Here is a 2,850-nt window from a genome sequence, read left to right on the forward strand (position 1 = left end):
TATTACAACTACCCCCGAAGACGGGATGATTTTATCTGATTTTGGTCGTGAAAGCCTGACGACTCTTCATGACGATTATGTAAAGATGTTACAAGACGAAGGTATACCATTACCTGTCATGGTTCACTAGCAATTATTCAAAAAATCAACAGCTATTAGGCATTTCCACATCACTCAAAAAAAGACCAGCGCAAGGCTTGCGAACACCAGGGAAAATGTTGCTCTTAACTAACACACAACGGCAACGATGTTACCATAAATAATTCACACATGATCAATTTTTGATCAAATTTACATTTATGTAATCAATAACCGGAGAAATCCTATGAATAACATCCATGAATACCGAACAACGTTACATCATGTCAAAGCAGGGATGCAGGTTATTTATCATGGTGAAATGATGAAAATAATTAGATTGAAGGAGAAAAAATTAACAAACAAAGGATTGATATATCAATTTGATACCGATGGAGAAAGCGGAATATTAACCGGAAATGGCGGTAATAAAATCACTGTCTTAGAAAAAATAGACGACTTGCATAAAAGTAAAAGCTGGTATGTTTAGGAGATGAAGTGAAGTATGACCTGATACTCGCAGACCCATCCTGGCAATACCAAAACAAAGCATCAAACGGCGCAGCAAATAAATCCTAGCCACTCCCTCCAAATCATACCCCTAACCTAACAAAGAACGAAGATAACCATTCGTGCTTAGGCTATTTGTTTTTGTGGGGCAATGAAGCGCCTGAGAATAATGTGAGTTTTTGAATAATCTACATCTGAAAATATACAGAGGTGAGCATGTTTTACGAATGCGTACCAATATCAAAATATTGTGAGTTATTTGGTGAATCAACTGAAGCAATAAATAAACGTTTGCAAAGGCAATTTTGGCAAGAAGGGGTTCAAGTTTTAAAAGTTGAAGGTTCAAAAGAGCGTTGGATTGATATTAGGGAAGTAAACAAATGGGTCAGAAAGAACAAAATATGTTGCCAAGAGGTATAACTATTCGTCAACATAAAAAAGGCGAAACCATAGTTTTAACTTTTACATATAAAGGAATTTTATGTAGAGAATCTCTTTCAGGGTTACAAGTAAATAACAAAAATATCAAATATGCTGAAAGGCTATTAGGAGAAATACAGAACAATATAAAACTTAATAATTTTAACTATGTTAAATATTTTCCTCATTCAAAAAAATTAATATTATTTGGAATATCAACTAAAGAAAAGCGAGTTATCGATTATTTAAATGAATATATTGTGATCTGTAAAAAAAGGCAACTTTCACCGTCAACAATTAATGGGTACAAGAAATGTATTAATGCTTTAATAGATTTACATAATATACAAGTAAGATCACTAACTCCCTCTGTAATAAAAAACTGGATACAGAGAAAAAATACAACATTGAAAACAATTAGAAATCAACTGTCGTTTCTTCGTAGTGCTATCGATGAAGCAATAACAGATGGACTTATCAATATAAATCCTGTTAGTCAAGTTACCGCAGCAAGATATCACTCTAACAATACAAGTAAAGAAAATATATATGTTATTGATCCTCTTTCACCAGGTGAAGTTGAGGCTTTACTATCAGCAACAAAATACAAGCAATGGGAAAATTTATTCCAGTTTGCAATAAATACTGGATTACGTAGTTCCGAATTATGCGCTTTACGTTGGGATGATATAGATTTTGTTCAAAAATTCGCTTATATCTCATCTGCTAGTGTTGTAGGTATCATTAAGGGAACGAAAACAAAATCAGGGACAAGAAAAGTAGAATTAAATGATCAGGCAATTTTAGCTTTACAAAATCAGAAACCATTCACGTTTCTTAAAACAAAAGAAATATTTGAAGATCCAAAAACAAAAAAACCTTGGGCTGGAGCGGACGCGATTAGAAAGAAGGCATGGATGCCAACTTTAAAGAAAGCTGGAATTAGATATCGTAACCCTTATCAAACAAGACATACTTTCGCTACCAGACATATTAGTCAAGGTGCAAATTTATTTTGGCTAGCATCCCAAATGGGACATAAAGGACCTGAAATGTTATTCAGACACTACGGATCATATCTGAAAGAATATGATGGCAATGCTACAAAAAGTGTAAAAGCATCAAAACAAAAATGACGATGATACGCCTACAAACGGACTATATAATGCACGCCAAATTCACTTACAATATATTTTTCATATAAAAACCTTTAATATCAATGAGATATATAATTTTAGCCTCGGGTTCAACTCCCGCCAGCTCCACCAAATTTACCTGGTCAGTAGTAGGACAATAGCTTTAAAAACAATAATTTATGAAAATTAAGCTGACATCGATATGACAACAATGGGACTTAAAAAGATACGCAAATGACACGCGAGAATTATAGTTAAAATTTATATGGATATAATTATGGATATAATTAATAAAATTTTAGCCTAATTATCTTTTTCAAATTTATCATGTTGTACCGCTTCCAATTTACTGTAAAGCGCATCTAGTTTTGCTTCTATCACTGTCTGCCCTCTCACGTAATCCTCACGTCGTACATACTGTATTGGTAGTTCAGCCTTAAAGGTAAGAAATTCACGCTCTAAAGAGTTTAAATTTTGTAGGCTGATTTCTAAGCGGCTGAAACGCTCCATTTGCCGTTTTTCCATCTGTGTCGCTACCAATGTAAAAATGATCCACTTGCTAATGTAAAACTGATCCACCAAGAGTAAAAATGGCAGTTTTAAGGTACTGCCGATGATAACATTGGAGATCAGAGTGGAAATTTCTGTTTTACATCGCCAGGGTATGTCTATACGTGCGATTGCTCGACGGCTTTCATGCTCAAGA

The 2,850-nt window shown here is 34.1% G+C and carries 4 protein-coding genes and 1 pseudogene; 4 read left to right on the plus strand and 1 reads right to left on the minus strand.

Annotated elements, in window-relative coordinates; genetic code table 11:
* Positions 1-325: 325 nt before the first annotated feature.
* The 3 genes from CBG25_RS00920 to CBG25_RS00930 all read left to right on the plus strand — a co-directional run bounded on the left by CBG25_RS00920 (position 326) and on the right by CBG25_RS00930 (position 2,144).
* The gene (locus CBG25_RS00920) at positions 326-568 is read left to right on the plus strand and encodes a hypothetical protein (RefSeq protein ID WP_290603853.1); all 243 of its coding nucleotides are present in this window, start codon (positions 326-328) and stop codon (positions 566-568) included.
* A 236-nt stretch (positions 569-804) separates the two neighbouring features.
* A complete protein-coding gene (locus CBG25_RS00925) occupies positions 805-1,008 on the plus strand; it encodes an excisionase (RefSeq protein ID WP_290603854.1) in 204 nt (67 codons plus the stop codon).
* Positions 969-2,144 (plus strand): DUF3596 domain-containing protein, encoded by a 1,176-nt coding sequence (locus CBG25_RS00930; protein ID WP_290603856.1) that lies wholly within the window; start codon positions 969-971, stop codon positions 2,142-2,144. Before CBG25_RS00925 ends, CBG25_RS00930 begins: the two co-directional genes overlap by 40 nt.
* Before the next feature lie 303 nt (positions 2,145-2,447).
* On the opposite strand, the pseudogene CBG25_RS00935 reads toward CBG25_RS00930, so the two are convergent.
* A pseudogene (locus CBG25_RS00935) lies at positions 2,448-2,675 on the minus strand (hypothetical protein); the annotation flags it as partial.
* Positions 2,676-2,757: 82 nt separating this feature from the next.
* Between CBG25_RS00935 and CBG25_RS00940 the strand changes: the two are divergent.
* The coding region (locus CBG25_RS00940; protein WP_290603829.1) for a helix-turn-helix domain-containing protein at positions 2,758-2,850 on the plus strand (93 nt) is incomplete at its 3' end.

The organism is Arsenophonus sp. ENCA (genome assembly GCF_002287155.1).
Classification (GTDB): domain Bacteria; phylum Pseudomonadota; class Gammaproteobacteria; order Enterobacterales; family Enterobacteriaceae; genus Arsenophonus; species Arsenophonus nilaparvatae.

Excerpts from the sequence above, each read along its gene's own strand:
- CBG25_RS00920 (WP_290603853.1), top strand. The coding sequence starts at position 326 with ATGAATAACATCCATGAATACCGAACAACGTTACATCATGTCAAAGCA.
- CBG25_RS00925 (WP_290603854.1), top strand. The coding sequence starts at position 805 with ATGTTTTACGAATGCGTACCAATATCAAAATATTGTGAGTTATTTGGT.
- CBG25_RS00930 (WP_290603856.1), top strand. The coding sequence starts at position 969 with ATGGGTCAGAAAGAACAAAATATGTTGCCAAGAGGTATAACTATTCGT.